This window comes from Microbulbifer hainanensis, assembly GCF_014904735.1.
Classification (GTDB): Bacteria; Pseudomonadota; Gammaproteobacteria; order Pseudomonadales; family Cellvibrionaceae; genus Microbulbifer; species Microbulbifer hainanensis.
In genome coordinates this window covers 94,983-117,188 of the sequence record NZ_JACZCR010000009.1, presented here as the reverse complement: position 1 = coordinate 117,188, position 22,206 = coordinate 94,983, and the positions used below count along the sequence as shown (strand labels likewise).

21 protein-coding genes are annotated in these 22,206 nt (G+C 62.0%); 8 read left to right on the top strand and 13 right to left on the bottom strand.

Features of this window, described 5'->3' with window-relative positions:
* Positions 1-86: 86 nt before the first annotated feature.
* Positions 87-2,021, top strand: coding sequence for a phytase (locus IG168_RS03585; RefSeq protein ID WP_193161782.1), 1,935 nt, complete (start codon positions 87-89; stop codon positions 2,019-2,021).
* Positions 2,022-2,035: 14 nt separating this feature from the next.
* Here IG168_RS03585 and IG168_RS03580 read toward each other — a convergent pair whose 3' ends face one another.
* Complete coding sequence (locus tag IG168_RS03580; RefSeq protein WP_193161781.1) at positions 2,036-2,923, bottom strand: LysR family transcriptional regulator; 888 nt, start codon at positions 2,921-2,923, stop codon at positions 2,036-2,038.
* Between the two features lie 97 nt (positions 2,924-3,020).
* On the opposite strand from IG168_RS03580, the gene IG168_RS03575 reads away from it, so the two are divergent.
* Positions 3,021-4,004 carry a YeiH family protein gene (locus tag IG168_RS03575; RefSeq protein WP_193161780.1) on the top strand — a complete coding sequence of 328 codons (984 nt, stop codon included), beginning with the start codon at positions 3,021-3,023 and terminating at the stop codon, positions 4,002-4,004.
* Between the two features lie 9 nt (positions 4,005-4,013).
* Here IG168_RS03575 and IG168_RS03570 read toward each other — a convergent pair whose 3' ends face one another.
* The 3 genes from IG168_RS03570 to IG168_RS03560 all read right to left on the bottom strand — a co-directional run bounded on the left by IG168_RS03570 (position 4,014) and on the right by IG168_RS03560 (position 6,726).
* The gene (locus IG168_RS03570; RefSeq protein WP_193161778.1) at positions 4,014-4,721 is read right to left on the bottom strand and encodes an outer membrane beta-barrel protein; all 708 of its coding nucleotides are present in this window, start codon (positions 4,719-4,721) and stop codon (positions 4,014-4,016) included.
* 93 nt (positions 4,722-4,814) lie between these two features.
* Positions 4,815-5,477 carry a replication protein P gene (locus tag IG168_RS03565; protein WP_193161777.1) on the bottom strand — a complete coding sequence of 221 codons (663 nt, stop codon included), beginning with the start codon at positions 5,475-5,477 and terminating at the stop codon, positions 4,815-4,817.
* Positions 5,392-6,726 carry a DnaT-like ssDNA-binding domain-containing protein gene (locus tag IG168_RS03560; protein WP_193161776.1) on the bottom strand — a complete coding sequence of 445 codons (1,335 nt, stop codon included), beginning with the start codon at positions 6,724-6,726 and terminating at the stop codon, positions 5,392-5,394. The genes IG168_RS03565 and IG168_RS03560 overlap by 86 nt, the downstream gene beginning before the upstream one ends.
* A 174-nt stretch (positions 6,727-6,900) precedes the next feature.
* Between IG168_RS03560 and IG168_RS03555 the strand changes: the two genes are divergently transcribed.
* The 3 genes from IG168_RS03555 to IG168_RS03545 all read left to right on the top strand — a co-directional run bounded on the left by IG168_RS03555 (position 6,901) and on the right by IG168_RS03545 (position 10,854).
* Complete coding sequence (locus IG168_RS03555) at positions 6,901-8,100, top strand: permease (protein WP_193161775.1); 1,200 nt, start codon at positions 6,901-6,903, stop codon at positions 8,098-8,100.
* Positions 8,101-8,215: 115 nt separating this feature from the next.
* Positions 8,216-10,486 carry a heavy metal translocating P-type ATPase gene (locus IG168_RS03550; protein WP_193161774.1) on the top strand — a complete coding sequence of 757 codons (2,271 nt, stop codon included), beginning with the start codon at positions 8,216-8,218 and terminating at the stop codon, positions 10,484-10,486.
* Complete coding sequence (locus IG168_RS03545; RefSeq protein ID WP_193161773.1) at positions 10,486-10,854, top strand: cupredoxin domain-containing protein; 369 nt, start codon at positions 10,486-10,488, stop codon at positions 10,852-10,854. Before IG168_RS03550 ends, IG168_RS03545 begins: the two co-directional genes overlap by 1 nt.
* Positions 10,855-10,887: 33 nt before the next feature.
* On the opposite strand, the gene IG168_RS03540 is transcribed toward IG168_RS03545, so the two are convergent.
* Positions 10,888-11,499: a TetR/AcrR family transcriptional regulator gene (locus IG168_RS03540; RefSeq protein ID WP_193161772.1), complete on the bottom strand. Its 612-nt coding sequence runs from the start codon at positions 11,497-11,499 to the stop codon at positions 10,888-10,890.
* A 168-nt stretch (positions 11,500-11,667) separates the two neighbouring features.
* Between IG168_RS03540 and IG168_RS03535 the strand changes: the two genes are divergently transcribed.
* Complete coding sequence (locus tag IG168_RS03535) at positions 11,668-12,705, top strand: MBL fold metallo-hydrolase (protein WP_319024652.1); 1,038 nt, start codon at positions 11,668-11,670, stop codon at positions 12,703-12,705.
* 42 nt (positions 12,706-12,747) lie between these two features.
* Positions 12,748-13,569 carry an oxidoreductase gene (locus IG168_RS03530; RefSeq protein WP_193161770.1) on the top strand — a complete coding sequence of 274 codons (822 nt, stop codon included), beginning with the start codon at positions 12,748-12,750 and terminating at the stop codon, positions 13,567-13,569.
* A 138-nt stretch (positions 13,570-13,707) separates the two neighbouring features.
* Here IG168_RS03530 and IG168_RS20895 read toward each other — a convergent pair whose 3' ends face one another.
* The 8 genes from IG168_RS20895 to IG168_RS03490 form a co-directional block, all read right to left on the bottom strand.
* The gene (locus tag IG168_RS20895) at positions 13,708-14,559 is read right to left on the bottom strand and encodes a CopD family protein (protein ID WP_193161769.1); all 852 of its coding nucleotides are present in this window, start codon (positions 14,557-14,559) and stop codon (positions 13,708-13,710) included.
* A 3-nt stretch (positions 14,560-14,562) separates the two neighbouring features.
* Entirely contained in the window at positions 14,563-14,925 is a 363-nt protein-coding gene (locus tag IG168_RS03520) for a copper resistance CopC family protein (protein ID WP_193161768.1), read from the bottom strand.
* Positions 14,926-15,005: 80 nt separating this feature from the next.
* Positions 15,006-15,824, bottom strand: a complete 819-nt coding sequence (locus IG168_RS03515; protein ID WP_193161767.1) for a copper resistance protein B — start codon at positions 15,822-15,824, stop codon at positions 15,006-15,008.
* Between the two features lie 158 nt (positions 15,825-15,982).
* Positions 15,983-18,031 carry a copper resistance system multicopper oxidase gene (locus IG168_RS03510; protein WP_193161766.1) on the bottom strand — a complete coding sequence of 683 codons (2,049 nt, stop codon included), beginning with the start codon at positions 18,029-18,031 and terminating at the stop codon, positions 15,983-15,985.
* A gap of 7 nt (positions 18,032-18,038) precedes the next feature.
* Entirely contained in the window at positions 18,039-18,575 is a 537-nt protein-coding gene (locus tag IG168_RS03505) for a DUF411 domain-containing protein (protein ID WP_193161765.1), read from the bottom strand.
* Between the two features lie 158 nt (positions 18,576-18,733).
* Positions 18,734-19,135, bottom strand: coding sequence for a hypothetical protein (locus IG168_RS03500; RefSeq protein WP_193161764.1), 402 nt, complete (start codon positions 19,133-19,135; stop codon positions 18,734-18,736).
* A gap of 99 nt (positions 19,136-19,234) precedes the next feature.
* The gene (nqrF, locus tag IG168_RS03495) at positions 19,235-21,106 is read right to left on the bottom strand and encodes an NADH:ubiquinone reductase (Na(+)-transporting) subunit F (protein WP_193161763.1); all 1,872 of its coding nucleotides are present in this window, start codon (positions 21,104-21,106) and stop codon (positions 19,235-19,237) included.
* Positions 21,103-21,831 carry a PepSY domain-containing protein gene (locus tag IG168_RS03490; RefSeq protein WP_193161762.1) on the bottom strand — a complete coding sequence of 243 codons (729 nt, stop codon included), beginning with the start codon at positions 21,829-21,831 and terminating at the stop codon, positions 21,103-21,105. The genes nqrF and IG168_RS03490 overlap by 4 nt, the downstream gene beginning before the upstream one ends.
* Before the next feature lie 92 nt (positions 21,832-21,923).
* Here IG168_RS03490 and IG168_RS20890 point away from each other — a divergent pair, with 92 nt between their 5' ends.
* Positions 21,924-22,202 (top strand): GDCCVxC domain-containing (seleno)protein, encoded by a 279-nt coding sequence (locus tag IG168_RS20890; RefSeq protein ID WP_449843656.1) that lies wholly within the window; start codon positions 21,924-21,926, stop codon positions 22,200-22,202.
* The last annotated feature ends 4 nt before the right edge of the window (positions 22,203-22,206 follow it).

Genomic DNA, 22,206 nt, shown 5'->3' with positions numbered 1-22,206 from the left:
CGTCTTTTTGCATTTGTTTCGACTGGTCACCTGTTTGCCATAACAGCGGCATCAATTTGTCACAGGAATTTTACAGGGCGACGCCAATGAAAAGCAGAATCATGACGCCAGGGGGACTGCGCAACTCTGTTCTCTTAACTTTAACCGTTGCACTGCTGGCCGGCTGCAATGGCGAAGTGGACCGCAGCAACGAGCAGTCTCTCCGCGCCGGCACCGAGATAAAACTGGATAGCGTCGTCTCCAACCAGTTGGCACCGCTGACACTGGATGATGCATCCTATTTGTTACTCGCCAGCGAAACCCGCGGGCTAGTGCTGTTGCGGGAAAATGGTGAGGAGCAGCTGGCTCTGGATGGCGGCAAGGTGGAGCGCTTTGCGCTGCAGGCACAGAGTGACGGCAGCTGGCTGGTGGCCTCCTTCGATGAAGGGCGCAGTGAAATAGTCCTGCATCGCCTCAGTGTGGATGCCGCCGGTGCGCCCCTGCTCGATCTTATCGGAACCCGGGCGATGGCTGCACCGCAAGTGGCGCTGTGCTTTGCCGAACAGGCAATGCGCAGCCATCTGTTCGCCATCGACGAAAACGGTCTCGGCCACGAATATGTATTGAATCCGGCAGCGGGCCATTGGCAGTTCCGCGAAGTGCGTCCGTTGTATTTCGGCGAGCAGGTCAGCAGCTGTGCAGTGGACGACCGGCGCGGTCGGCTGCTGGTGGCACAGCCACCGCTGGGCCTCTGGAGCCTGAACAGCAATGCGGAGCGCGATGAAGAGCGCGAGGTGTTTGTTGCGGCCAGTGACCTCGGCGACGAGTTCGGCGGGCTGTGGATCGACGGCAGTGAAGATCGTGTCTGGCTCACCAGCGGCGGACAAGTGCACGCCTACGACCTGGATACGGCGCGCGCACCGGCAGTGTTCGCACGCAAGTTGCAGGGCCTGGAACCGATATCTGCAGCGCGCCGCGGCAGCGATTTATTCGCACTGGCAGAGGAAAGTGACAGCGTTGCGCAATATACCGTCACGTTGCCGCAAGCGCAGCCGACCGCAACGGCCGTGCGGGAAATCCCATTGGTGGCCGCCCACGCGGAAACCGATCCGGTCGCTTCTGCAGGCGACGCCGCCGACGATCCGGCAATCTGGATCCACCCGCAGGATGCCGCCGCCAGCCTGATTCTCGGTACCGACAAGAAGCACGGCCTCAATGTCTACGGCCTGAACGGCGAGCTGCGCCAGCAGTTTGCCGTGGGGCGCGTGAACAATGTCGACTTGCGTCCGGTGGACCTGCCCGGCATCAACGCCATTGCCGCGGCTTCCAACCGCAGCACGCCCGGCATCAACCTGTTCGCGATTTCGGATAGCGGTGTGGTAGAGAGTCTGGGATTGCTTCCGCTGGATATGCCGGATCCCTATGGGCTGTGTATGTATCGCCGCGACCACCGCGACTTTGTCTGGGTTACCGACAAGAAGGGTGGCCTGCAGCTGCTGGAAATTGTCCTCGATGACAATGGTCGCGACTGGCAGCTGCGCCCGCGCGCCAACCTGAAGGTGGCGAGCCAGGTGGAGGGCTGTGTCGCCGACGATGAGCGCCATACGCTGTTCTTCGGTGAAGAGGACCGCGGTATCTGGCGCCTGGATATCAGCGCGTTTCTCGCCGGCGAGGGCAAGCCGCAACTGGTGGCGGAAGTCGACGGGGAAAACCTGGTCGACGATGTCGAGGGGATGGGGCTCTACCACGACGGCGACAGCGGCTACCTGGTGGTATCCAGCCAGGGCAATAACAGTTACGCCCTGTACAGCCGCGACGGCAGCCGCTTCGTCGGCCATTTCCGCGTGGATGGGAACCCGGGGCTCGGGGTCGACGGCAGCTCGGAAACCGATGGCCTGGAAGTGACCTCTGCGCCGCTGGGCGCCGCCTATTCGCAGGGCCTGCTGGTTGTCCAGGACGGTCGCAATCGCATGCCAGCGGAAACACAGAACTTCAAACTGGTTGCCTGGGCGGATATCGCCGAACGCTTCCGTTTGCCGTAGGCCGGCGGGGCCGGTTAACCGCCGGCCTCGCGGTTTTCCTCGAGCAGCGTGATAAATGCACTGGCAGTCGCGCCGTTGCGGCTGCCCTTCGCGGTGACCCAGGAGAGATGGCGTGTCAGTCCCAGGGGCGTGTCCAGCTCGACGAACTGTCCACTGGCAACCTCATCGGCAATGCACAGTGCCGACAGGCAACCGATACCGAGCCCGGCGAGCACCGACTGTTTGATCGCCTCCTGGCGGGGCAGCGCCAGGGTAATGTTTGGCGTTGCCCCGGCGGCTTGCATCGCGGTGTCGAAAACCGTGCGCGTGCCGGAACCGGGTTCGCGCACTATCCAGCGCTGCGTTTCCAGTGCCTTCTGCTCGATGCGTCCCTGTTGCGCGAGCGGGTGTCCCGCGGCGCAGAAGACGCTCAAGCGGTCTTTGCGCCACAGGCGGATCTCCAGGTCCGGGTGCGTGGCGGGCGCCTCGATGATCCCCAGTTGCGCGCGCCCCCTTTCCAGCACTTCCAGTACCTCGCGACTGTTGCCGATACTGATGCGCGGCGTTACCCGCGGATGCCGGTGGCAGAATTCCGCCATCAGGTGAGGCAGCAGATAGCAGCCGACGGTGACGCTGGCGATAACATGAAATTCTCCACCGACTGTATCGCCGTGGGGCGCCTCCAGTCCGTCGATCAGCGCCAGAATCTCCCGCACTCGCGGCAGTATCTGCCGCCCGCTATCGCTCAGTTCCAGATGGCGCCCGACCCGGTTGAACAGCGGGTAACCCAGGGCGCGCTCCAGCTCGCGAATCGACTGGCTGGCGGCGGACTGGCTGATCGCCTGCTCGTCCGCCGCCTCCGTCAATCGTTCCAGGCGGCTGGTGGCCTCGAGCAGGCGCAGTTGACGCAGATTGATATTCATTAGTTGTGCTTAATATTTATATAAGAAAGATCCATTTTAATAATAGTTTTCTTCTGGATACAGTCTCGCCCCAGAGAGTGCCTGGAGGGGGCAGATCATGTGGATTCGATTGTTGATCATCGCTGGCGGGGCCATGGCGCTTGCGCAGTTGCCCCAGCTGGCGGGAGTGGGCCTGTCGGCGCTGCCGCTGGCTATTTTACTGGGGCTGCTGTACGGGAATTCTTCCCGGTGGCCGCACACCGCGGCTGCGCATAAACCGCTGCAGTGGTGCCAGCGCTACGGGCTCCGCGCGGGTATCGTCCTGTTCGGGTTCAACCTGAGCTTTCAGCAGATTGCCGCGCTGGGCTGGCAGGTTTTGGCGATCGATCTGCTGATGGTTACGGCGGTGCTGGCACTGGGTATTTTCGTCGGGGAGCGCTTATTGGGAATGTCGCGGGAGCTGGCGGTGCTGACGTCGGTCGGCAGCGCTGTTTGCGGCGCCGCTGCGATCCTGGCGACGGAACCGGTGACACGCGCGCGACAGCAGGATGTGGCCGTCGCGGTGGCGACAGTGGTGCTGTTTGGAACCCTGGCGATGTTCAGCTATCCGCTGATCTATGGGCTGACCGAACTGCAACCAGGCTCTTTCGGTGTCTATATCGGCAGCACTGTGCACGAGGTGGCCCAGGCGGTGGCCGCGGGGCAATCCATCGGTGAAGAGACTATGCGCGGTGCGGTGGTGGCAAAGCTGTTGCGTGTTATGTTGCTGGCACCGGTGGTGCTGGCGCTGGGTGCTCTGCTGTTTCGCGACCGCGGTGCGACTGCCGAGGGTGGCAAATGCGGGATCACGGTGCCGTGGTTTGTGTTCGGCTTTATCGCTGCGGCTGGCTTCAACAGTGTCGTGTCGCTGCCGGCACCGCTGCTTGGCGACATCAAACTGCTATCGCAATTCCTGCTGGCACTGGGTATGGCGGCACTGGGGGTCAAGACGCACTGGGACAGTATTCGTCGCGCCGGCATCAAACCAATGCTGCTGTCACTGCTGCTGTTGGCGTTGCTGCTCGGCGGTGGCCTGGCGCTGAATCTGTACTTCTATCGATAGCAGGCGGGTTCAGAAATGCATGCTCCAGCCGAGTGACGCCGTCTCCACATCATAGTCACTGAAAAATTCGTCGCTGCCTACATTGTTGAAACTTTCCCATTCGGCGCGCAGCGTCCAGCTGTTGTGGTAGCGGTAGCTGACACCGGCGCCATAGGCCCAATGGAAACCGTTGCGGCTGTCGGCCGCATGCCCGCTGACCGGGGTCAGGCGCGGCTCGAAACTGCCATCCTCCAGCGGGTAGGCATAATACAATTCGCCGGACTGGCGCTCCGACAGGTCCGAGGCCCAGATTCCGCCCCCGGCTTTGCCGAACAGGCTGAAGCCGCCGCCGAGTGGCCAGTGGCCGATAAAATAAGCGTTGGCCAGGTGGGTTTCGATCTTGTCGGAGAATTCCAGGTATTCGCCGTTGTCCGTACTGATGCGGAAATCCAGCTCGGATTCCGGAAGCTGCTGGTAGCTCATTTCGACCGCGAGCATCGGAGACCAGCGCCAGCCGCCGTAGATCTTCCAGCTGTCGCCACTACTGCCACAGCGGTTGACGGCCTTTTGCCCGTTGACATCGATATTCTGCACGAATGCCTGCGCATCAGTGCAGAAACCCTGCAGCTCGGCGTCACTGACGCTGACACCGGCGTAACGATGTGAGTAGAAGTCGGCCTGCGCGCTGGCGCAGAGGGTGAGGAGGGGTACCGCTAGCAGAGAGAGTGGCCGGTTCATGGCGTTACCTGCTGGGTTGTGAATTATTCTTTTGCCCGGTGCAACAGCGGCCGCTCGCCGCTGATTGCTGAAATCCGTTAGGGCCTGGTTACATTAAATCTCGAGATCCGCCCGCAGCGCTGCCAACTTCTGCGCATTTTCTTCTTTCGATAGTGGCTGGCCGGGGTTGTCTTCCAGTTTCAGCTGTTCCGGCGCGGGCAGCTTTTCGCCCTCGAGCACCCGCGCGCAGACTTTGCGGTAGTGCTCGGCAAAGACCGGGTAGGCGACCGCTTCGGAGTTATTCGCCAGGAAGAACCAGTTGGATTCACGGCCGGCGTGATACACGGCCGGGTGGCTCCAGTGGAAGTTGGACTTGGGGCTCGGCGCATTGCAGGCTTCGCGGTAGGCGGCGCGGGCGTCGGGCAGGCCGCTGTCGCCGGCCGCGCACAGTGTCAGCATTTTGTGCACCGTGGGCAGGTACTCGCTCTGGCGGATGGCGCGCTTGGCACCGGCGACGATTTCCGCCGGCGAAAATGCGTCCAGTGACTCGAGCCACAGGCGCTTGGCGTGGTTCAGGGTCTCGGTGTCCGGGAAGGCCGAGTTGAACTGGTTGTGGTAGCTGAGTTTGAGCAGGCCGAAGACTTCATTGAGCGCGCGCTTCTTTTCGTTGAGCTGCTCGCTGCCGGCACCGCTACCAGTCTGTGTCCGTGACGATGTCGAGGACTGAGCGGTACCGGGTTCTCTGGTTGTCGGTATGGGTGTGTTGCGGCTTGCCATTGGATTGTCCTATTGCCAGCTTGTTGCGCTCCGCCCACTGGTGGCGCGCGTGACGCACGAAGATGGCGTCCCAGCTTTTGCGCGCGGCGTTCTGGCCGCGCCAGTAAATGATGAATTCGGGCACCAGGGACAGCGCGAAATCCCGGTCTATTTCACACTGATTGACCAGGTGACTCAAGCAGTCGCTGCCCGGCTGCCAGTTGCGCGGGATGGGTTTGGCCACCGGGTTTTTCTCGATGCCCTGGCAGTAGTAGGCCCACTCCTCGCGCGCGTACTCGATAAACTGCTCGCCCCAGCGGGCGCTGTGGCCGCCGCGCTCGAGCCACTTGTAGATGAATTCCGGCAGCAGCTCGGCGGCAAAATTCGGGTTGATGGCCAGGCGGCGCAGCTGCTCCCAGGTATTTTCGCTGGGCTGCCAGTCGCGGGTCATCGCCTGCGGTTTGCGCTTCTCGATAAACGGCGTGTCCTGCTTTTCCCAGTCTTCCATGATCCAGTCGTTGAACTCCAGATCCCAGGAGATGGACTGCTTGCCGCTGGAGCGGTGATAGTCGACAAAGCGCTGCAGGCCGCGCTGCACGAAGGTGCTCGGCACCCCCTCGTCCGCCAGCTTGCTCAGCGTCTGTTCGCCGGGGCGCCAGTCCTGCGGCAGCGGCTGCTTGCGCTGCGCGGTGGCGCGGTAGGCTTCCCACTTGCTCTTGACCTGTTTCAGGAACAGGGAACCAAACGAGTGCCGCGGCTCGCCGCGCTCGCGCCAGTAGGTGACGAATTCCGGCAGCTGCTCGCGCACGAAGTGCTCGGGAACGCCCAGCTGACTGATGCGTGCCATGGTCTCCGCGTCCGGCTGCCAGCCCGGTCCGATGGTGTTGGCGCTGCGCTGCGCGGGCATCTGTGGTGCCGCTTGCTGCTGTGGCATCGCGCGCGGCGCGGACTGCGGGCGGGTGTGCTCGCCGGGCAGGGCGAACTTGAGGATTTCACTGCTGCCGTAGGGCGCCGCGCCGAGCAGCAGGGCGCCCTGATTGCGCAGGCTGGTGGCCACCCGCTGGATGTCCGCCGGCTGCCAGAACGGCAGTAGCTGCTGCAACTGGTCTCCGTCTGCGGTGTACCACTCGCGGCCGGGGTGCTGTTCCACCGGCAGGAACGGCAGTATGTCCCCCAGTGCCGTGAGCAATACGGTCTCCTCCAGGCCGAGGGTGGCGGCCAGAGTGGGGGAGATACTCAGGGGTCTTTCCGGAAGCAGGGGGTGTTTCATGGCGCGATTCTAACACCCCTGTGGTCCCCTTGCGCAGACTCAGTGGCGCGGACAGGCGGCAGTGTGTGACCGGCTGGACGGCACCGGTTTGTGAGTCTTCGCTAATCTTTTAGCTGAAGTGCCCCGCACCCGCCGGGGCGGCGAAGTTCGGTACACGCGGATTGGAGACAGTCGATGCAGGCCTTTTTGCAGACATGGCATCAAGCCGCAGTCACGACGCTGGGCCTCTTCTGGATGGCCTTCTGGGCCTTCGCGCTCGGTTACCTGATCAGCAGCATGATCCAGGTGTTCGTGACCCGGGAAAGGATGCGCGCGAGTATGGGTGAGGCCGGTGCGAAGAGTATCGGCCTGGCGACTTTCTTCGGATTTATCTCCAGTTCCTGCTCCTTTGCTGCGCTGGCCACCACGCGGGCGCTATTCGCCAAGGGCGCCGGGCTGGTGCCGGCGCTGGCGTTCCTGCTGGCGTCCACCAACCTGGTGATCGAGCTGGGTATCGTCATCGGCGTGTTCCTCGGCTGGCAGTTTGTGGTGGGCGAGTATCTCGGCGGTGTGCTTTTGATCCTGCTGATGTGGCTGCTGGTGCGCCTGACTTACCCGAAGAAGCTCACTGAAAAGGCGCGGGAGCGTGCGCAGGATGCCGAGGGCGATGACAGCGGCGGCGAGGTACCGGACTGGAAGGCGTTGATACGTTCCCGCGAGGGCTGGCGCCAGGTGGCCAACCGCTTTGTGATGGAGTGGAAGATGGTGTGGAAGGACGTCACCATCGGCTTCACAGTCGCCGGCGCGATCGCCGCCTTTGTACCGCGGGAATTTTTCCAGGCACTGTTTATCGGCTCGGGTGAATCCGATCCGGCCTTCTGGCAGGTGCTGGTGCAGAGCCTGGTGGGACCGATTGCGGCCTTTTTTACCTTTATCGGTTCCATGGGCAATATCCCGTTGGCGGCGGTGCTGTTCGGCAACGGCGTGGCCTTCGCCGGCATCATGGCGTTTATCTTCAGCGACCTGGTGGTACTGCCGGTGCTGCGTATCCAGGCACAGTATTACGGTTGGAAAATGGCCCTGTATATTGCCGCGGTGTTCCTGTGCATCCTCGTCGCCAGTGCGCTGCTGCTGCACTACAGTTTTGCGGCGCTGGACCTGCTGCCCGATGCCAGCCAGGCGACGCAGATCACCGACCGGGAATTCTTCAAGGTCGATTACACCCTGCTTTTGAATCTGGCCTTCGCGCTGATGTCGGTCGGTATGTTCGCCTGGCGGGTCAAAAGCAAGGGACTGCCGGCACTCAATACCGATACCCTGAGTGAGCGCATACTCCTGCTGTTGGCCCTGCTGGCACTGGCCTGGTTGGTGATCGGCGCGCTGCTGCCGGTGTGAGCGCCCACACCGTCACCTTCCACTGCGGCGCTGTCCTCTTGCCTTAAACTCTTGCCTTGACCCTGGGGGAAGCTTTTACTCTTGGCGTCATCCTTATGGGAAGACGGAGAATCCGATGGCTGAACACGTGAAACACGAATCGCATCACGACGGTGGCCCGCAGCACCGCTTCCAGCTGGAAGGGGTTTCCTGCGCCGGCTGTGTGCGCAAGATAGAAAGTGCGTTGCAGAGCGTACCCGGAGTCGAGGACGCGCGGGTTAACCTGGGTGACCGCACGCTGGCGGTTGAAGGTGATGTGGACGCCGCTGCCTGTGTTGCCGCGGTTGAATCCGCCGGTTATGGCGCTGAGGAAATTCGTGCCAGTGAGCGCGAATTGCGCGAGCAGCAGCGCGCCGAGGAACAGCGACACTACCGCCAATTGCTGTGGCGCTCCGGCCTGGCGCTGGGGCTCGGCCTGCCGCTGATGGCCTGGGGCCTGGTCACCGGTGAGATGATGGTGGATTCCCCCATGCAGCAACTGGTCTGGGGCGCCGTGGGGCTGCTGGCGCTGGGGGTGCTGGTTTTCTGCGGCGGCCATTTCTTCAGCGGTGCCCTGCGTGCCTTCCGCCATCACAACGCCAATATGGATACGCTGATCGCGCTGGGCACTGGCACCGCGTGGATTTTCTCGATGCTGGTGGTGGCGGTGCCACAGTTGCTGCCTGAGGCGGCGCGCCACGTCTATTTTGAAGCCAGCGCGATGATCATCGGTCTGATCAACCTCGGCCAGGCATTGGAAGTGCGCGCCCGCGGGCGCACCAGCGCGGCGGTGGAAAAACTGCTGCAGCTGCAGGATCCCACCGCGCGAGTGGTGCGCGACGGCAACGAAGTGGATATTCCTCTGGAGCAGGTGCAGGTAGGCGACCGCCTGCGCGTGCGCCCGGGCGAGAAGATCCCCGTGGATGGCCGCGTGCTCGAAGGCCACAGCCTGGTGGATGAATCCATGCTCACGGGCGAGCCGCTGCCAGTGAAAAAGATTGAAGGGGATGACCTCACCGCCGGTACCCTGAACAAGAACGGCAGCCTGCTGTTCGAGGCGGAGAAGATCGGCGCCGACACACGCCTGGCGCAGATCATCGAGATGGTCAAAAACGCGCAGAGTTCGCGCGTTCCCATCGCGCACCTCGCCGACCAGATTGCGGCCATCTTTGTGCCGGCGGTGATGATCATCGCCATCGTCGCCGCGCTGGTGTGGTTCAACTGGGGGCCGGACCCGCGCGCCGTGCACACACTGGTGGTCCTGACCTCGGTGCTGATTATCGCCTGTCCCTGTGCACTGGGCCTGGCTACCCCCATGTCGGTGATGGTCGGCGTCGGCAAGGGCGCCGAGTACGGCGTGCTGGTGCGCAACGGCAAGGCGCTGCAGCGGGCCAGTGATCTGACCACGCTGGTGGTGGACAAGACCGGCACCCTGACCGAGGGCGCGCCGAAACTGACGGACATAGAAACCGATGGCGACGCCGACGCATTGCTCACGCTGCTGGCGAGCCTGGAACAGGGCTCTGAGCACCCGCTGGCGGAGGCTGTGGTCGCGGCGGCACGGGATAAGAAACTGCAGGTCAAACCGGTCGAGGATTTCGAGGCGATTACCGCCCACGGTGTGCGCGGCAAGGTCGATGGCAAAACCGTCTTGCTCGGCAACCGCAAGCTGATGCAGCGGGAAGAAGTCGCGATCGACGCGTGGCACGAGCGCGCCGAAGCGCTGGCAGACCTGGGGCGCACTGCCATGTACGCGGCGGTGGACGGCGAGGCCGCCGGCCTGATTGCCGTGGCCGACCCGATCCGCGACGACGCCAAGGTGGCGATCGCGCGCCTGCTGCGGCTCGGCCTGCGGGTGGAAATGCTCACCGGCGACAGCAGCGCCACGGCCGAGGCGGTGGCGCAGCAACTGGGGATCGACCGGGTGCACGCGGACCTGCTGCCGGAGGACAAGGAAAAAATCGTCGGCGAATTGCAGCAACAGGGGCAGCGGGTCGGCATGGCCGGCGACGGAATCAACGATGCACCGGCGCTGGCGCGCGCGGATGTGGGCTTTGCCATCGGCGCCGGTACCGACGTGGCCATCGAGACCGCCGACGTGACCCTGATGCGTTCCTCGCTGCACGGCGTCGCCGACGCGATCGAACTGTCGCGGGCGACGCTGCGCAATATCAAGCAGAACCTGTTCGGTGCCTTCATCTACAACACATTGGGTATACCAATTGCTGCCGGTGTTTTATACCCGCTGACCGGTGCACTGCTGAGCCCGGTGATCGCCGGTGCGGCCATGGCATTTTCGTCGGTCACGGTGGTGACCAATGCCAACCGACTGCGCTTTTTCAAGCCCACTGAAGAGGAGGCCGCGTGATGCTGACGCTACTGGTAAACCTGGCTGGCTTGCTGCTGATCGCCGCGATTGTCTGGTGGTTCTGGCTCGGGCCCAAACGCCACACGGCGGAAACCGTCAGTGGCTCAGACACATTGCAGATACTGGTCAAGGACGGTGTCTACGAGCCGGATCGCATCCGCCTGCCCGCGGGGAGCGAAGCCACGCTACATTTTCGCCGCGAGGACGCCAGCCCCTGTGCCGAATACGTACTCTTTCCGGACCTGGAAGTGAGTGCGCAACTGGCGGTTAACCGCGACACCGAAGTGCATATCCCGGCGGCGGAGCCGGGGGAATATCCGTTTACCTGCCAGATGCAGATGTATCGCGGCACGCTGGTGGTTGAATAACCCGGGCAGCGCCTAACACTATTTTGTCTGCGGTTATTTTTTATAGTGACTCAGGAACATGGCCGCGGTGCGCGCGGCCAGTTCATGTTGTTCACGCGGATTCAGCATCGGTGCCACCTGGGCCAGTTGCGGCCAGAAGCAGCTGCCCTTGATCAGGCTGTGGATCTGGCCGCTGGCGATTTCCACCTCCAGTTCGCGCAGGCGGTCGTCCGCCCGGGCCGCGACGATCCAGCGCTTGATGCCGGTTTCGTAGGCGGCGAACTTCTGCATTTCCTCGCGCAACGCCTCGGGCCGGTGAAAGAAGTAGTCGAAGGCCACCCGGTTTAGCTCGATATACTCGCGGCTGCAGATGACCGCGATTTCCGCTTCGATCAATGCGCACAGCTGCGGCTGCAGGTCAGCGGCTGAATCGTAGGCCCCCGACGGCGTCTGCGTCGCCTGCTGCCACAGGGTGCCGATCAGCTCCATGATCAGCGCTTCCTTGCTGGCGAAGTGGTTGTACACGGTGCGTTTCGAGACCTGTGCCAGTGCCGCCAGCTCATCCATGCTGGTGTTCTGCACCCCCTGCTCCTGAAAGGCGCGCTTGGCCGCCTCCAGTATCGCCTGGCGTTTCAATTCACTTCTCGTCGGCTTCTTGTCGCTCATCGGGTTCTCTGGGTGTCTGGTTGCGGCGGGGATTGGCGGCGCCGCTCTCAGCACAATTTTACACTAAGTAGTTTACTTTTTGCTCTTCGTGTATAAACTACACCGTGTAGTGTACTTAAGGTGAGCAACGTGAAGCGTCGCTGGTTAGCTATTGCAGGGGTAATGCTTGTGTCTGTCAGTCTGTTCAGTGCCCGCGCCGCGCAGGGCGAAAAATTCCGCAATACCGAGATCGAGTACCGCAACCCGCCGGGCAAGATCCTCGATATGGTCAAGGCCTACGTCCGCGCCGAGCGCGCGGCGCCGGTTCCCGAGCAGCCGCTGCCGCTGCGGTTTATTCCCGCGGCGGAGCTGGCCGACGCCTCCGGCGTGGCGACCGTCTACCGGCTGGGGCACTCCTCGGTGCTGATGCGCCTGGACGGTCAGTATGTACTGACTGACCCGGTATTCAGTGAGCGCGCCTCGCCGGTGCAGTGGATGGGGCCCAAGCGTTTCCACCCGCTGCCGTTCGAACTGGAGGCGTTGCCGCAGATCGCAACCGTCGTCATCAGCCACGACCACTACGACCACCTGGACAAGGCCAGTGTGCTGGCCCTGGATCACAAGGTCGGCCGCTATGTAGCACCGCTCGGGGTTGGCAATCACCTGCGCCGCTGGGGTATCGCCGCGGACAAGATCACCGAGCTGGACTGGTGGCAGTCGGTGTCGGTCGACGGTCTCCAATTCACCGCGACACCGGCGCAGCACTTTTCCGGTCGCGGCCTGACGGATCGCGACGAAACCCTGTGGGCCGGCTGGGCCATTGAAAGCCGCGACGCGCGGATTTTCTTCAGCGGCGACAGCGGATATTTCGGCGGCTTCCGTGAAATCGGCGAGCGCCTCGGCCCCTTCGACCTGACCCTGATCGAGACCGGTGCCTACAACCGCCTGTGGAGCCAAATTCACATGTTGCCGGAGGAGAGTGTGCAGGCGCACATCGACCTGCGCGGTGAGGTGATGCTGCCGATTCACAACAGCACCTTCGACCTGGCCCTGCACGACTGGTACGAGCCGCTGGAGCGCGCCGCCATCGCTGCCGAGCGGCAGGGCGTGCGACTGGTGACGCCGATCATCGGCGCCCCGCTGCAGGTCAATGCCCCGAATGAAACTGAAGCCTGGTGGCGCGATGCGGTGGTCAGCGGCGAGGTGCAGCTGGCGACTGACCTTTAACCGGGCACTGAAAATTTTGGTATTGAGTAACTGGTAGTGACGATGAAAAAGCAGATAGTACTGGTGACCGGCGCATCCTCCGGCATGGGTAAGGATTTCGCCCGGGCCCTGGCCAGGCAGGGCATGGTGGTCTATGCGGCGGCGCGCCGCCTGGAAAATATGCGCGACCTCGAAGCCGAGGGCATCATTCCCCTGTGTATGGACATTACTCTGTCGGCGGATATCGAGGCAGTGGTGGCACAGATTGAGCGCGAGCACGGTGGTGTCGATGTGCTGGTCAACAATGCCGGCTTCGGCATGTACGGCGCTGTGGAGGACACCACAATCGACGATGCTCGCTACCAGTTCGAGGTGAACCTGTTCGGTCTCGCACGCCTGACCCAGCTGGTGCTGCCGCATATGCGCGAGCAGCGCGCCGGCAAGATCATCAATATCTCTTCGATTGGCGGCAAGATCTATTCGCCGCTGGGTGCCTGGTATCACGCCACCAAGCATGCGCTGGAAGGCTGGTCCGACTGCCTGCGTATCGAGGTGCAGCAGTTTGGTATCGATGTGGTGGTGGTCGAGCCCGGTGCCATCGCGACGGAGTTCAGCGACGTGTTGATGGGGCCGATGATGGAGCGTTCCGGTTCCGGGCCCTACGGATTTATTGCCAATAAACTCGAGCAGGCCACAAAAAATAACTTCGCAAGCGGCAATTTATCTGCCCCCAGTGTGATTACCGATCTGGTGGTGAAGGCTGTGCGTGCGCGCCGCCCGAAAACCCGCTACGCCGGCGGAAAATACGCCGGAATAATGCTGTTTATTCGCCGCTGGTTCAGTGACCGGATTTTCGATCGCGCGATCATGTCCTTCGTCAAGTGAACTGTTTTCACCCCGGCCAGGCGGCCGGGGCAATCCCGATAGCGCAACTTCGCGAATTTCCTGTCTAAACAGGCTCCGCAGCCCGGTCAGCCAGGTGACTGCGCCGGCTGGTCCACCTCACGGGAGATTTCGGGCGGATTATTCAGGGCCCATCAGCGTCGAGAGCAGCGCGGTGAGCAGCAATATGATCGCGCCGAGCAGTATCTCTGCGCGGATACTGCGCGAAAGCCTGGCAGTGGTCGCTGGCAGCTGTGGTACCAGCCGCCACTTGTTTTGCGCGGCCAGTAGCAACAGCACACCGACCAACAGCAATTTTACGCAAAGCGCCAGACCGTAACTGCTCTGTACCAGTGGGGCAAAGCTTCCGAGCAGTGCATACAGAATCCAGGCGCCGCAGAAAACCAGCAATGCCACCAGCCAAGCTGCCAGGCGACCGAACTGCTCCATGCCGTGGCGGATCTGGCGCGGTTCGCCGTTGCGGTTGAGACACCATAGCGGATAGAGGGCGCCGATCCACAGGGCGGCAATACCAGCATGCAGCGACAGTGCCGGGCCCAGAAGCGGAGACGCCTCGGCGGTGTGGCCGCGCCAGCCGAATGGCAGCAACAGAAGAGTCGCTGCTAGCAGCCATAGGACCGCAGCGGAGCGCCGCTGCCGCCGCAGCAGCAAGAGTGCAGCCAGGCCTGCAGCGACAAAGCCAAGGGACTGAGTCAGCGCCACACTGCCTGCCGGGGATTGCCACAGGATAGAAAGATAAACGGGATCAAACATTCCGCTTAGACCGGACTCTGCAAAGGCGCCGACCTGGATAAATAGCCCTATCGCGCTGAGCAGCAGCCCGGCGATACAGCCGGGCAACAGATAGCGCTTTACCTGGTTCGCAACATCGCCACTCGGGATCCACAGCTGCACCGTAGCGGTACCGCCGATGGCTGCAGAAAGGGCGCCGTAGAGTAGCCATTTACTCAGTGCGAAGGCTGTTTCCCACACGGTTTATTTTTCCGTGCTGAGCTTGAAGGAAAATTTCCCGGACATCTTGTGGCCGTCGCCGCCCAAGGTGACCCAGGATACCGTGTATTCCCCTGCCTCCAGTGCCGGCAGTGGCAGGCTGATATCCTTTTCCGCCACGGCGCCAGGCATAAAGGCAAGTTTTACCTGGCCTGCGCTTTTTTCTTCCAGCGATACGTGCATCAGACGCACGGCCTTGGAAAAGTGCAGTTGCAGCGCTTCCGGGGATTGGCTGAGCTGTGCACCATCGGCGGGCGCGGAACTTTCCAGGTGAGTGTGTGCAGACAAGGCGGCGCTGAAGAGCAGGGTGCTCAGTGCCAGGATCTTGATCAGTGATTTCTTGAACATGTTTCCTTCCTCATTTTTTAAATTTTCCGAGTGATTGATACCCGGCAACCCGAGGGGTACCGGGTAAACAAAACCAGTGGTCAGAACCAGGTGCGCAAGCCGATCACCCAGGTCGTCTCGCTGGCCGACTCTCCCTCATCGCGGGCGAAATCGGCCGCATTGCCGTATTTCTTCTCGTAGTGCACACCGAAGTAGGGCGCAAATTGCGGCGTGAATTCATAGCGCAGGCGCAGGCCCAACTCGACATTGGACAGCCCGGAACCGGTGCCAGTTTCACGATCGTTTTGGCCGAAAAAATCCGCCTCGACTTCAGGTGTCAGGATCCACTGCTGGGTGAACAGCAGCTCGTACTCCGCTTCCAAACGCAGAGCGGTGTCGCCGTCTTCACCAATAAACAATGCCGAGTCCACTTCGAAGAAGTAGGGGGCCAGGCCGTTGAAACCGATTACACCCCAGTTGCGGCTGTCACTCTCCGCTTCGAAGTCGTGGCGCACGCCCATCTGCAGATCCCAGTAAGGCGCGATGGCGCGACTGTAGAGGGCCTGGAGTTCGGCTTTCTCGGTGTCGCCGTCGTTCCGTTCCCATTCGCTTTTCAGCCACAGTTTGTTGCGATCACCGCCGTACCACAAGTCGCCTTTCAGTGCGCCGCCGTTCTCCTCGCGCGCTTCCAGTTGATCGATCTTGACCATGGTCAGCGGGCGGTCGTGATCCATCACGTGGTCCGGGGAATCCGGCGCGTGCTCCAGGTTTTTTGTTTCGCCCCGTTGTGCCGGATAGGAATCCACCGGCGCGACCGGAACGGATTCCATCTGTGTGCCGTGCTCGTGCTGCGACATGCCCTCCTGGGCCACAGCTGCACTTGCAGTGAGTGCGGCACAAAAAATTAATAGTGTTTTCATATTTAGATTTCCTGAATCTGTTGTGTAAGCCTGAAAAACGTCGTGAGCGATGGCAGATTGGTTGCCGCCGGCGCGGAGAGACCGGAGCGTGCTTTTTGCACGTGAGGATCTCGAGCACCGCCGGCAGCCAAGATGCCGAGCGCAGCAGTTTTGCAGGCCTACACGACGCGCACTTCGCGAAACATGCCCGGCATGTGATACAGCAGGTGACAGTGATAGGCCCAGCGGCCGAGGGCATCGGCGGTCACCAGATAGCTGACCTTGGAGCCGGGCTGCACGATGATGGTGTGCTTGCGCGGGATGTACTCCGCATCACCGGTCTCCAACTCGCTCCACATGCCGTGCAGGTGGATCGGGTGGGTCATCATGGTGTCGTTGACCAGGGTAACGCGGATGCGCTCACCGTATTTCAACATCAGCGGTTCGGCGTCACTGAACTTGATGCCATCCATGGACCACATGTAGCGCTCCATATTCCCAGTCAGGTGCAGCTGCAACTCGCGGGTCGGCTCGCGCCGGTCGATGGTGGGGGTCAGGTTGCGGATGTCGGCGTAGGTCAGCACGCGGCGACCGTAGCGTTCCTGGTGATCGCGCAGGCCGATGCCGGGGTCGTGCAGGCCATTCATCGGCATCGAAGAGCGCATATCCACGCCGTAGCCATATTCGCTGGGCAGGTGCACGATGGGGCTGTTGCTGCCGTGACCGGCGCGGCCGAGGTTGTTGGTAAACCAGACGCCCTGCATACCGCCCAGCTCCGGGCGTCCGCCATGCATGCTGTAACCCTGCGCGCTGCCACCCATGTCGTGCTGACTGTGGTCCATGCCACCCATGTCGTGCTGACTGTGATCCATACCGCCCATGTCGTGCTGGCTGTGATCCATGCCACCCATGTCGTGCTGGCTGTGATCCATGCCGCCCATGTCGTGCTGGCTGTGGTCCATGCCGCCCATATCGTGCTGGCTGTGGTCCATGCCGCCCATGTCGTGCTGGCTATGATCCATACCGGCCATACCGGCCATACCGCCCATACCGCCCATGCCGCTCATACCCTGCATTGAGCCGTGGCCCATACCCATGTCGCGATGCGTCAGCACCGGGGCGTAGTCCATCGGTGGCACGTCGGCACGCAGTCCCGGCTCCGAGGTGAGGGTACCGCGGGCAAAGCCGCTGCGGTCGATAGTCTGCGCAAACAGGGTGTAGGCGCTGTCGCCGTCCGGCTCGACGATCACATCGTAGGTTTCGGCCACGCCGATACGGAATTCGTCCACCGTGACGGGCTCGATATTCTGGCCGTCGGCTGCCACCACGGTCAGCTTCAGCCCCGGGATGCGGATGTCAAAAATGGACATGGCCGAGCTGTTGATAAAGCGCAGACGCACTTTCTCGCCCTTGCGGAACAGCGCGGTCCAGTTGGCGTCCGGCGATTGGCCGTTCATCAGGAAGGTGTAGGTGTATCCGGTCACATCGGAGATATCGCGATCCGACATGCGCATCTCGTTCCACATCTCGCGGTCGCGCCAGGTCGCCGCTACCCCCTTTGCCTTGATTTCGCGCCACAGGTCACCGGCGGTGCGCCGGCGGCGATTGTAATAGTGGCCCTCTTTTTTCAGCTTGGCGTAGATGTCGTGGGGTGATTCGTCACTCCAGTCGGACAGCAGCACAATGTAATCGCGGTCGTAGGCCACCGGATCGGCATCGGCCGGGTCGATCACGATGCTGCCGTACAGGCCCTGCTGCTCCTGGAAGTCTGAATGGCTGTGATACCAGTAGGTGCCGCTCTGATTCACCTGGAACTGGTAAGTGAAAGTCTCCCCCGGCTTGATGCCGTTAAAGCTGAGTCCGGGCACGCCGTCCATATTGCTCGGTAGGATGATGCCGTGCCAGTGAATCGAGGTGTCGTGGGCCAGGTGGTTGGTGACGTTCAGCGTGACCGTCTGCCCTTCCTTCCAGCGCAGTACCGGGCCGGGCACGCTGCCATTTACCGCGACCGCAGTGCGCTCGCGGCCGGTGTAATTGACAGGCAGGTAGCCGATATTCAGGTCAAACTGGTTGCCGCGCAGTGTCTGCGGCGCCGCGCCGGCGCGCGGCGTGCTGGCGGCCAGTCCCGCGGGCATGCCCAGCAGTGCGGCGCCGGCGGCCATGCCGGTGACGAATTGCCGCCGGGACAGTTGCGGCAGTTCAAATTGGGGGCCGTATCTTTTTTTCATCGGAACCTCAGTGCTGTTGTTCGATAGTTTCTATGCGCGCATAGACGCTCTCGCTGCCGTCGCGATTCAGCAGCATGACGTTATAGGGGGTAAAACGATCGGCTACTTCCATACCCGGGCTTCCCAGCGGCATGGCCGGCACGGCGAGGCCCCGGGCGCCGGCCGGTGGTTTCTGCAGGAACTGGCGGATGAGTTTGGCCGGAACGTGTCCCTCGAACACATAGCCCTCGGGCGACACGCTGGTGTGGCAGGACTGATGGCGGGGATCTATTTCATAGCGATTCTTGACGCCATTCAGGTCGTCCACATTGTGGGCGGTGACGTTAAAGCCGTTGTCGCGCGCGTGGTCCACCCATGCTTTGCAGCAGCCGCAGGTGGCGCTCTTGAAGGTGGTCAGTTCGATGGCGGATGTGTCGTCAGTGGCGCCGGCAGTTTGTGCCGCGTCACTTTGCAATTTCGGGCTGCCGGGTTCCGCGTCCGCGCAGGCGGTCAGGGCCAGCAGGGCGAGCGCAACCAGGGCAGAGGTCATGGACTTGATGGTCATGTCTGTTCTCTCAAGAGGTATGGGCAGATTGTCTGGGCGTAGTTGATCGCCGTCGTTGCCCGGAGTGCTATCCGGGCAAGTACCGCCAAGTGAAAAAATCACTGCGGTGTTAATCCAGTTTGGGAGGGGACGTTTGCTCTGGACGGATTGACCCCGTATCAGCCGAGTCTTGGCGGCTTGATCGGGGATTCCGGATTCGGGGAGGAACTGATATCGCGGTAGGTATTGATCGCAAAAGTGCGTGGCAATGAGTTGCTGCTGAACCCGGTGGTGGGCAGTACAGAGGCGCAGTGACCGGGGCAGCAGGTACAGCTCTGCCCGCAGTCGTCTGCAGCATTGGGTGCTTTATCACAATGGGACTGCAGGTCCGCAGCCATCGTCATACCATCATCGCAATGGCTTTCGTGGCCTTCACCACTGCCAACCATCGCGTGAGCGCCCACCATGTTCGCACCGGCGCTCATCATCTGTGCCATATCCGCGCACGGCTGTGCCATCACCTGTCCGAAAACAGTGATCAACATCAGCATCAGCAGTGATTTCGCGATCAGTTTTTGCATGTCTGGCGATGGATAAAATTCAGTCGTGAAGGTTAGAGCTTGCCCACCTGCTTGGCAAGCGCCGCGCCGATGTATTCCAGTGCGGCGCCTGTCGCGAGATCAGCAGCCGAAGTCGTCGAAGGCGATCCGGTCTTCCGCAACCCCCAGCTCCGAGAGTATGGCGATGCACGCTTTCAGCATGGGCGGCGGTCCGCAGAGATAGAACTCGCAGTTACCGATCTCCGGGTGGCTGCGCAGGTACTGCTCCGCGACGATATCGCTGATGTAGCCACAGGGGCCGGACCAGTTGTCTTCCGCGCGTGGCTCAGACAGGCCGAGGCGCCAGGCGAAATTGCCGTACTCTGCGGCCAGCTGGTGGAACGCCTCCGCATAGAAGACTTCGCGCAGGCTGCGGGCCCCGTACCAGAAACTGATCTTGCGGGTACTGCGCCGATTGCGCAGCTGGTCCACGATGATCGAGCGCAGCGGGGCCATGCCCGCTCCGCCACCGATAATCACCATTTCGCGGCCCGTACCAGAAGCCCGGAAGCTACCGAAGGGCCCGGACACTTGGACCCGGTCGCCGGTGGCAAGATTGAACATATAGCTCGACCCAATGCCACCGGGTACAGCGCTGTTGTGCTGGGGCGGCGGCTGGATGCGCACGTTGAGTACGATGCTGCCGACGCTGTCCGGCCGGCTGGTGGCCATGGACTCACCCGGCGCATTGGCCATGGAGTAGGAGCGCCGTACCGGCTCCAGGTGGGCCGCATTGGCCGCGAGCTGCCACCGGCGCCAGTCCTCGCGAAACTCGGCGGCCACCGGCAGCTCAGCCAGGCGCAGCTGGTGTGGCGGCACCTCTATCTGTACAAAGCTGCCGGCGCGGAAGGCGAAGTTGGCCGTATCCGGCAGGCGCAGGTGAATTTCCTTGATGAACGGTGTCAGGAAGCGGGATTCCGCCACCTCGGCGGTGTACAGGCCGGCTTGGATCACGCCGTCATCCAGTGTGAGGCGGGTCGCGCCGCTCGCGCGCTGCTGGCAGGCCAAGCGGTAACCGGCGGCCAGCTCAGTGCGGGACAGCAGGGCTTTTTCGCTGGCATTGACCGGTGCATCCTTATCCATTCGGACCTGGCACAAGCCACAGCTGCCGCCACCGCCGCAGTTGGACGGCAGCCGTATGCCGTTGGCGGCGAGGCCGTCGAACAGGTTGCTGCCGCTGGCCAGGGCCAGCTGGTCAATGGGATTGGCACTGCTGTCAAACAGGTGCACCGCTACCCGACTGCGCCGCAGCTTAGCCACCAGATTGAAGTCGTGACGGGAAAAGCTGCTGAATAGCAACAGGCAGCCGGACAGGGACAGCAGCAGGGCGCCGAGACCAAAGGTAATCACAAACGGGTTGTTGAAGCTCTCCCGCTCGGTGTAATCCATGATATGGAGCATCCAGAAAATGTCGAACAGCCGCCAGCTGTCGTTGCGGCGTTCCAGTACCCGGCCATCCTGCGCGGAGATATACAGGCTGGTGGCAAAGTCGTCCGCGACGTCCACGCGCCATATCGGGCCGTCGTATCCACGTGATTCCATGTTGGCGGAATCCAGGCGCTCCGGGGTGCCGATCAGGGTGTCGTCGCCGGCGTAATCCCGCGCGGCGATGGCTGCGGCACGCGCGCTGTCGATCGCGACCCGCTCGCCGCTGCGGGCGTCGCGCAGCTCTACCCCGTCCATGGTCTGTACCCGGTATACCGGGTGCTCAACGCCGGACTGCAGGCGGATATCCGTGACGGAGCCGGGCGCATACTGGCGCGCTATCGCGGCGTGACCAATGGCCACCTCGCCGGCGCTGAGTTCGGCGGGTTCCGGGCTGGCGGCCAGGTGGCGGCCGCTGACAATGTTGGAATCGAGCAGGCTAAAGGCCAGCCCGCTGGCCAGCCACAGCGCGAGCTGGAGCCCGATGGCAAGGCTGAGCCACTTGTGGGCCACTTTGACAAAATTCATGCAGTGGTCTCCCGCTGTTGCCGGGGGTTAGCGGCCCTGCGTTTGCCGAAGCTGTAAAACAGCAGCACCAGCCCCGCCAGCACACTGACCAGGCTGAACAGTGCAGCGGCCAACAGCAGCGGGTTGTGGATATTGTCACGCTCCTTGTAATCCATGATGTGCAGCATCCAGAAGAAATCGAACGCGCGCCAGTAGTCGTGGCGACGCGTGGCCAGGGCGCCGGTGTTGGGATCGATATAGAGGCTGGTGCCGTAGCGATCGTCAAAATTCACCCGCCACAGCGGTAGCGGGCGGAACTGGATTTCCGAGGGAGGGTTTTGGGTAATCAACTCTGCGGAGTTCGCTGGGAAGTCGCCGCTGTAGTGGTACTCGGCCAGCGCTATCGCAGTCTGTCGGTCGAGCGGGGATATCTCGATACCGCTGTGGGCGTCGAGCAGGTGCTTGCCGTCACTGTCGCGCACTACATAGAATAATTTTTTACGTATGGATTTAAGCTGCACGGATTTCACACCCGTGCCCTCGCGTATTAGCGCTTCGGTAGGAAATAATTCTGTAGAAGTGGTCGGCAGTGGCTCGTGCAGATTCCGCACCAGGTGGTCGCCGTGGATAAAATCCAGATCCATTACCACCATGTAAAAGCCGCTCAGGGTCCACAAGAGCGCCTGTACCCCGATAATCAGAAAAATCCATTTGTGAATTTTTCGCGAGATAGTTGCCGTTTTCATTGTAATTTTTCTAGTAATCTCAGTGAGAATCGCACGGTCAGGCGTGAGTGTAACCCTCGCCGCCGCGAATGTATCCATCGAACCGGTAAGTCATGCGCTCGCAGCGGCGCGACTTTCGCTGTCGGCTCACCATCCTTTGCTGCGCAACAGGTGGCAAAATGAGCGAAGTGCAATTACATTCGGAAATCACCTGTCCCCACTGCGGGCACAAGAAAACCGAAACCATGCCGACCGACGCCTGCCAGTGGTTTTACGAGTGCGAGCGATGTCACTCGTTATTGGAGCCGCGACCCGGCGATTGCTGTGTCTTCTGCTCATACGGTTCCGTGCCCTGCCCACCAGTGCAGTTGGAGTCCGGTTGCTGCGGATGAGTGC